The sequence below is a fragment of the Microcystis sp. BLCC-F209 genome, from assembly GCF_041928595.1.
GTDB lineage: Bacteria > Cyanobacteriota > Cyanobacteriia > Cyanobacteriales > Microcystaceae > Microcystis.
Window position 1 is genome coordinate 1 of the sequence record NZ_JBHFLL010000263.1, and the last position, 7217, is coordinate 7217.

At 43.9% G+C, this 7217-nt stretch carries 9 protein-coding genes; 7 read left to right on the forward strand and 2 right to left on the reverse strand.

Features of this window, described 5'->3' with window-relative positions:
* Positions 1-277: 277 nt before the first annotated feature.
* On the reverse strand, positions 278-574 hold the full coding sequence (locus ACE1AQ_RS16795) for a YkvA family protein (protein WP_008197265.1): 297 nt from the start codon (positions 572-574) through the stop codon (positions 278-280).
* 245 nt (positions 575-819) lie between these two features.
* Here ACE1AQ_RS16795 and ACE1AQ_RS16800 point away from each other — a divergent pair, with 245 nt between their 5' ends.
* From ACE1AQ_RS16800 to accD, 3 genes are all read left to right on the forward strand, one after another.
* Positions 820-1629: an A24 family peptidase gene (locus ACE1AQ_RS16800; protein WP_008197266.1), complete on the forward strand. Its 810-nt coding sequence runs from the start codon at positions 820-822 to the stop codon at positions 1627-1629.
* Positions 1630-1730: 101 nt separating this feature from the next.
* A complete protein-coding gene (locus ACE1AQ_RS16805; protein WP_172456629.1) occupies positions 1731-1880 on the forward strand; it encodes a hypothetical protein in 150 nt (49 codons plus the stop codon).
* Between the two features lie 19 nt (positions 1881-1899).
* Entirely contained in the window at positions 1900-2850 is a 951-nt protein-coding gene (gene accD, locus ACE1AQ_RS16810) for an acetyl-CoA carboxylase, carboxyltransferase subunit beta (protein ID WP_008197268.1), read from the forward strand.
* Positions 2851-2950: 100 nt separating this feature from the next.
* Here the strand turns inward: accD and ACE1AQ_RS16815 are convergent, their stop codons facing one another.
* Positions 2951-3334, reverse strand: coding sequence for a Fur family transcriptional regulator (locus ACE1AQ_RS16815; RefSeq protein WP_008197269.1), 384 nt, complete (start codon positions 3332-3334; stop codon positions 2951-2953).
* A 31-nt stretch (positions 3335-3365) separates the two neighbouring features.
* On the opposite strand from ACE1AQ_RS16815, the gene purS reads away from it, so the two are divergent.
* The 4 genes from purS (at position 3366) to rfbB (ending at position 6872) form a co-directional block, all read left to right on the forward strand.
* Positions 3366-3623, forward strand: a complete 258-nt coding sequence (purS, locus tag ACE1AQ_RS16820) for a phosphoribosylformylglycinamidine synthase subunit PurS (RefSeq protein ID WP_008197271.1) — start codon at positions 3366-3368, stop codon at positions 3621-3623.
* Between the two features lie 122 nt (positions 3624-3745).
* Entirely contained in the window at positions 3746-4429 is a 684-nt protein-coding gene (gene purQ / locus ACE1AQ_RS16825) for a phosphoribosylformylglycinamidine synthase subunit PurQ (RefSeq protein ID WP_008197272.1), read from the forward strand.
* A 393-nt stretch (positions 4430-4822) separates the two neighbouring features.
* Positions 4823-5749, forward strand: a complete 927-nt coding sequence (locus tag ACE1AQ_RS16830) for a cation diffusion facilitator family transporter (RefSeq protein WP_110544131.1) — start codon at positions 4823-4825, stop codon at positions 5747-5749.
* Between the two features lie 46 nt (positions 5750-5795).
* On the forward strand, positions 5796-6872 hold the full coding sequence (rfbB, locus tag ACE1AQ_RS16835; RefSeq protein ID WP_110544170.1) for a dTDP-glucose 4,6-dehydratase: 1077 nt from the start codon (positions 5796-5798) through the stop codon (positions 6870-6872).
* Positions 6873-7217: the final 345 nt, after the last annotated feature.

The window sequence follows — 7217 nt, forward strand, 5'->3', positions numbered from 1 at the left end:
TCAATCCTTATCTGGCAAGAGATTTAATTGATTAGTTCTCTCTAGAGCGAAAACAGTTGACAAAAATAGCAGCAATGTCTGTCTCTATAAGGGTTTCATTCCTTATAATCCCGTCCATTGCATAACAAAAACCGAAGAGCCTTATGAATTAGGGAGTGGGGAGATGGGGAAGTGGGGTAGTGGGGGAGACCACTTCCTGCGCGTTGCGGGGGGAGATGGGAGTGCTGGAGCAGGGAGAGGGGAGATGGGGAGAATAAATAAAAGCAATCTCCTGAATTCAGAATTCCACAGCATCGGTATCAACGGTATTGGTGGGGGAAGAAACCTCAGTTTGATTATTTACTCTCCCTGGACGGCGAGTGCGATAATCAAGAACTAATCGCGATAATTCCGTAGTTAAAAGGGTGAGGACAATACCATCATCGATCCAACCAATAATCGGGAAAATGTCAGGAGAAATATCGAGGGGGCTAAAAAGATAAACCATAGTTCCCAGAATGATAATCCAACGATATTTAGGGTGGGTGATTTTGCTGCTGTACCAGTTGTAAAAAGATTCAACAATCGGTTTCATTAATTTGTCCTCGTTGACTGGGATGATTTAATTTTGTCAGTTTATCCTTGAGGCTGATAGTGGGGTTTTACCCCCATTATCTAGGGTGATATCCGCTAATTATCCACTAAAAAAGCCCAGAAGAGAATTCACCTTTAGGGATGAGACTGAAGTATTATTACTGGATGCTTAAGAGGGGAGACAGGGGCATCTTTATCCCCTATAATGGACGATGACAAACTAATTAATTATCTGCCAGTTTAAGGATGGAAACCCTCTTTCATCTAGTTACTTTTGCCTTTGTCTTCACTTTTGGTGCCTCGGTGGGCAGTTTTTTAAACGTGGTCATCTATAGATTACCTAAAGGGATGTCTCTAGTTTATCCTCCTTCCCACTGTCCGAAATGTCACCATAGGTTAGGTAAAAGCGAGAATATACCCGTTTTCGGCTGGTTATGGCTAGGGGGTCGCTGTCGGTGCTGTAAAACCCCGATTTCTGTGCGTTATCCAGCCGTCGAAGCTTTGACCGGTTTGTTATTTTGTCTGGTTTTAGGAGATTTTAGCTTTTCTTGGCAGACCCTCGGCCATTGGATTCTGCTAAGTTGGTTATTAGCCTTAGCTTTGATCGATTTTGACACGATGACGCTTCCCAACTCCCTCACCCAATCGGGATTAGTTTTAGGGATAGTTTTCCAGACTTTCCTAGGTTGGCAAAATAATCAAACTGTTATCTATCTCTTTTCAGCGATCGCTAGTGCGGTTTTAGGAGTCTGGTTATTTGATCTGATCCAGTGGGGGGGGAGTTTTGCCCTCGGACAGCAGGCCATGGGGGGAGGAGATGCCAAATTAGCGGCCATGATCGGTGCTTGGTTAGGATGGCAAGCATTAATAGTCACCGCTTTTCTGGCCTGTGCTATCGGGGCGGCGATCGGTATGACGGGCATTTTTCTCGGTAAAATGGCCAAAAAACAAGCTATACCCTTCGGGCCATTTCTTGCCCTCGGCGCTCTGATGAGTGTCTTTTGGAGTGATAAGATCATCTCAGCCTATCAAAGCATTTTTTTCCCTTTGTTGTAAAAAAGCTATCTTGTAATTAAATCTTGATACAATAGTCTTCCGTGTCTTGGATCACGATTAGAACAACCCCCAGTCTAGGGTAAGCCGATTGGCTACAGGAAATGCTCAAAGCTCACCACATCCCCAGTTGCGTTATCGCTATTGGCCTTGGTATTTATTGCGGCCAGGGGCATCAGTCCGCCCTACAAGTGCGTCCCCAAGATCGCTGGACAGCACTTTTGTTATTAAGTCCTCTAGAGGAAAGTCGATAAATTGTCTTTATTTTAAACTATGTCTCTATTTGATTGGTTTGCAAATCGCCAAAAAACAGAACCCAAGGTTCAACAACAACAGGAACGAGAAATAGCCGATGGTTTGTGGACAAAATGTCCAAATTGCGGCGTTTTGGCCTATACGAAGGATTTATTAGCTAATCAACTGGTTTGTCTCGATTGCGGTCATCATAATCGGGTGGAAAGTGAAGAAAGAATTCGCCAGTTAGTGGATGCTAATACTTGGACTTGCCTCGATGAACAGATTCGACCGACGGATCCGCTCAAATTTCGCGATCGGAAAAGTTATAGCGATCGCCTGCGAGAAACCCAAGAAAAAACGGGTCTGACGGATGCTGTGCGAACGGGAACGGGGACAATCGACGGTTTACCCTTAGCTTTAGGGGTGATGGACTTCCGTTTTATGGGGGGTAGCATGGGATCGGTGGTGGGAGAAAAACTCTGTCGTTTGACGGAACGAGCTACCGATGAAAGTTTACCCCTGGTGATTATCTGCGCTTCTGGCGGGGCGAGAATGCAGGAAGGAATGTTAAGTTTAATGCAGATGGCCAAGATTTCTGGCGCTCTTAACCGGCATCGGGAAGCAAAATTACTCTATATTCCCGTCTTGACTAATCCCACCACGGGGGGAGTCACGGCCAGTTTTGCCATGTTGGGAGATATTATTATCGCTGAACCGAAGGCTACCATCGGTTTTGCCGGTAAACGGGTAATTGAACAGACTTTGCGCGAGAAATTGCCAGAAGGTTTCCAGACATCGGAATACTTGTTAAAACACGGGTTTGTCGATGCGATCGTTCCCCGTCCCCATCTCAAGAAAACCCTAGCCCAATTAATCAGTTTACATCAGCCCTTTTTTCCCTTGTTATCCCCCCTCAACAGTCATCATCACTACAGTCAACCGGAGTTAATCCCCCTGAAAACAGCCCAAGGACAAACAACAGTTTAATCCCTGTAGGACTTTACCGGAGTTGGCAGGGCTGGAGTTGCCAGTCCGAGCGTTTGTACTAAATTTACCCGATAGGCAGTTTAAATGTAGTACAGCTTACTTAACTGGGGTGACAGCGATCGCAAAGTCCAAAAAATTCGAGAGTATGGTAATAAACCTTGAATTGGTGGGATTTTTCGAGTTTTTCTTCCAATTCATGAACGGGACACTCATTAAAGACGATAGACCGGCCGCAATGAATACAGGTAAGATGGTGTTGGTCCTGCTGAACGGAACTGTAGAGGGATTCTCCTGTGGCTAGGGTTCTCACCTGCACCGCACCCTGTAGCTTTAGGGATTCTAGGGCGCGGTAAACAGTGGCTAACCCCATATTTTGGTCACGCTGACGGAGTTCCACAAACAATTCCTGAGCGGATACTGCCCGATTTAAGGTTTTGAGTAAGTGGATAATGCGCTCTTGCGATCGGGTGCGTTGGGATTTCATATCAAAAAGGTCAGCGATCAAATTTAATTCTATGCCAAAAAATTATCAGTGCTGTATTTATGTTACCCTGCGCCCTTCGGTTCTCGATCCGGCGGGTACGGCGGTAGAGTCGGGATTAAAGCAATTAGGTTATGATACTGTGGCTGGGGTGCGAATTGGTAAGTATATTGAGCTTACTGTGACAGCAGCGGATGAAACCAGCGCCCGCGCACAATTGGATCAAATGTGCGATCAACTATTGGCTAATCCTGTGATTGAAAATTATCGCTTTGATTTGCATTGTCAGTAGATAGGGGATAGAGATTAGGGGATAGGGAAATGGGGAAATGGGGAAATTCACCCAATACCCCAATACCCCAACACCCATCTGATGAGAGCTTTCTGCACAATGAATTAACCAAGTTAAAAATTATGAAGTTTGGGATTATTGTTTTCCCCGGATCGAATTGCGATCGAGATGTGGCAACGGTGACGGAGGGGATTTTTCAGCAACCCACCCGCTATGTTTGGCATCAAGAGACGGAGCTAGGGGATGTGGATGTGATTGTGGTGCCGGGGGGATTTAGTTACGGCGATTATTTGCGCTGTGGTGCGATCGCTAGATTTTCACCAGCAATGAAAACTGTCCGAGAAGAAGCCGAAAAAGGTAAATTAGTTTTAGGCATCTGTAACGGTTTTCAGGTATTAACGGAAATTGGGCTGCTACCTGGTGCGTTAATTCGTAATCGGGATTTACATTTTATCTGCGATCGAGTGCCAGTAAAAGTGGAAAACAATCAATCTGTCTGGACGCGAGGTTATCAAACGCAACAGGTGCTTAATTTGCCCATTGCCCACGGGGAAGGGCGTTATTATGCCGCAGAAGATACGTTAAAATCTCTGGAGGATAACGGTCAAATTCTCTTTCGTTACTGTACTCCCACAGGAGAGGTTGATGAGTCAGGAAATCCCAACGGATCGTTAAATAATATTGCAGGAATTACCAATAAAGCAGGAAATGTGCTAGGAATGATGCCCCATCCCGAGCGGGCCGCCGATCCGCTGCTCAATTTGACCGATGGTAGTCTATTATTTCGGGAGTTGATCAATTGTTGATGACCAGACCTCTTGCAAAAATCAAAAATTGTTGTTAGGGTCAGGAGTCAGTAGCCGGTCGTCAGGAGTCAGGAGAATTAAAAATGAATAATAATCAATTAAATGGTCTATTTACCGACTTTAGGCAATTTAATCCTTATTTTTGCCCTTTTTCAACCCTCAAGTAGTTGGGTTTTTGGGGTTTTAGTTGAAATTTCCCTGATAACTGATAACTTACCCACTGATAAGTGGGTGGGTAGAATTAAATATAAGATGAACGTAGGTTGGGTTGAAGCATGAAACCCAACGCCCGATTATGTTACGCTACCGCTAACCCATCCTACAAATAATTGTGCCTCCCTACTTAACTGATAACTGATAACTGATAACTGATAACTGATAACTGATAATCCTGTGGCTGTTTTAAAAGATAATCGGGCTACCGTCCAAAAAGTTCTCTGGATCACCCTGCTGCTGAACATTTTGGTTATGGCGATCAAAGCGGGGGTGGGTTTGAGGATTGGTGCTTTAAGTCTGCAAGCGGATGCTCTCCATAGTGTCACCGATAGTGCCAATAATGTCTTGGGATTAGTAGCGATGCGGTTTTCCTCTCCCTATCCAGATCGAGATCATCCCTACGGACATCTAAAATACGAAGCGATCGGAGCTTTGGCGATCGCCGCCTTTTTGGGGATTGCCTGTTTTGAAATCTTGCAAGGGGGGATCATGCGTATTATCAAAGGAGGAAAACCTGTCGAGATTGCAGGTCCTGAGTTATGGCTATTAATTATCGTTTTAGGGGTGAATATTTTTGTCACCTATTATGAGAGATCCGTGGGGCAGCGTGTCGGTAGTGCGATTTTGATTGCCGATGCTAGGCATACCATGAGTGATGTGTGGGTGACAATTACGGTTTTATTGGGTTTAGTCGGGGTTTGGGTGGGCAATACGGCTAATATTCCCCAATTACAATGGTTAGATGTGATTTTGTCCTTTCCCGTCGCTTTTTTGGTGTTTAGCAGTGGTTGGAAAGTCCTGATGGAGAATTTACCTTTGTTAGTGGATGAAATGGCGATCGCTCCTGAAGTGATTCATCAAATTGTGATGGAGGTGCCGGGGGTGCTTAATTGTCATGCGATCGCGTCTCGGGGAGTGGTGGGAAGACAGGTATTTATAGAAATGCACCTAGTTGTCTCCGCTCAAGATGTGGAAACTGCTCACAGGATCACGGAAGCGGTAGAAGCAAGATTAACCCAACAATTTAGCCCTGTGAGAATTTTAATTCACGTTGAACCGCCGGATTATCGTTCCGATCAGATCACTTTTGATGAAGAAGTGTGAAGCAAAAAAGCCTAAAATAAGTAGCGAACTTTTGCTAGAGGTGGCCATGGCGACAGAAAATCAAGCTAGAAACATAGTAATTACTGGTGGAGCAGGATTTATCGGCTCGAATTTTGTTCATCATTGGTGCGAGAATTATCATGAGGATCGTGTCATTGTTCTTGATGCTCTTACCTACGCGGGCAATTTGAATAATTTAGCGACACTGAAAGATAGAAAGAATTTTCGTTTTCTGCAAGGGGATATCTGCGATCGAGCTTTGGTTGATCAATTATTTGCAGGTGAAAATATCGATACGGTTGCTCATTTTGCCGCCGAATCCCATGTGGATCGATCGATTCTTGGACCTGGGGCTTTTGTACAAACTAATGTGGTGGGAACTTTTACTCTATTAGAAAGTTTTCGGCAACATTGGTTAAGTAATCATCAACCCGATAACTATCGTTTTCTGCACGTTTCCACCGATGAAGTTTATGGTAGTTTAGGAGTAGATGATCCGGCTTTTACCGAAACTACTCCCTATGCTCCTAATAGTCCCTATTCTGCCTCAAAAGCGGGGAGTGATCATCTAGCGAGAGCTTATTTTCATACCTACGGAATGCCGACAATTATTACTAATTGCTCTAATAATTATGGTTCCTATCATTTTCCTGAAAAGTTAATTCCTTTGATGTGTATTAATATTCTTTTGGGTAAACCTTTACCCGTTTATGGTGATGGTCAAAATGTTCGAGATTGGTTATATGTGCGGGATCATTGTCAAGCTTTAGATACAGTTATTCACAAAGGAAAAGCGGGAGAAACCTATAATATTGGCGGAAATAATGAGGTAAAAAATATCGATTTAGTCAGGATGTTATGTGAGTTAATGGATGAATTGGCCACCGATTTACCCGTGAAACCCGCTCGGAATTTAATTACTTTTGTTAAGGATCGGCCTGGACATGATCGCCGGTATGCTATTGATGCCAGTAAAATTCGCACCGAATTAGGTTGGCAACCTCAAGAAACGGTAGAGGGGGGATTAAGAAAAACCATTCAATGGTATCTCGATCATCGGGATTGGTGGCAACCTTTGTTATCCAAAGAATATCAAGAGTATTATGGGAAAGTTTACGGTTAGATAAGGGTAAAAACTAGACCTCTTGTAAAAATCACAAATTGTTGTTAGGGTTAGGAGTCAGTAGCCAGTAGTCAGTAGTCAGGAGAATTAAGAATGAGCATTAATCAGTTAAATGGTCTATAGCGTTTTTCAGTCTGCTGAGGTACAAAAGTTATGGGTTTTAGGCAAAAGGCAAGAGGCAAAAGTCAAAAGGGAAGAAAAATAGGCTCTCCCAGGTTTGGTGGGTAAAATGTATTCTAGGATACAGTACTGCTGGCGAGTGAGTGGAACGAACCACAAAGACACAAAGGACACAAAGATTGATCGATCATATTGTAAGTTAAACTGATCACACAGAACCTAGAA